We start from the raw sequence: 244 nt of genomic DNA, 5'->3' as shown, positions 1-244 counted from the left end.
CTATAAGGGCCAGGTCCTGACGCAGACAGCGCGCTTTTGGTTCGAGGCGACGAAGGACATCTGCCCCAACCACGTTCTCGACTATCCGGATGCGAATGTCGTCATCGGCAAGCGGCTCGACATCCTGCCGGTCGAGATCGTCGTGCGCGGTTATCTCGCCGGCACCACCGGTACCTCGATCCTGACGCTTTATAAAAAGGGTGAGCGCGAGATGTACGGCATGCGTCTGCCCGACGGCATGCGC

1 protein-coding gene is annotated in these 244 nt (G+C 60.7%); it reads left to right on the top strand.

Annotated features, from left to right (window positions below; translation table 11 throughout):
- Nucleotides 1-244: phosphoribosylaminoimidazolesuccinocarboxamide synthase (locus EOD29_RS34295; RefSeq protein ID WP_281059267.1), on the top strand; the 244-nt coding region annotated here is incomplete at both ends.

Origin of the sequence: Mesorhizobium sp. M1A.T.Ca.IN.004.03.1.1, from assembly GCF_003997555.1 — a bacterium.
GTDB lineage: Bacteria > Pseudomonadota > Alphaproteobacteria > Rhizobiales > Rhizobiaceae > Mesorhizobium.
This window is presented reverse-complemented; position numbering and strand designations above follow the sequence as displayed.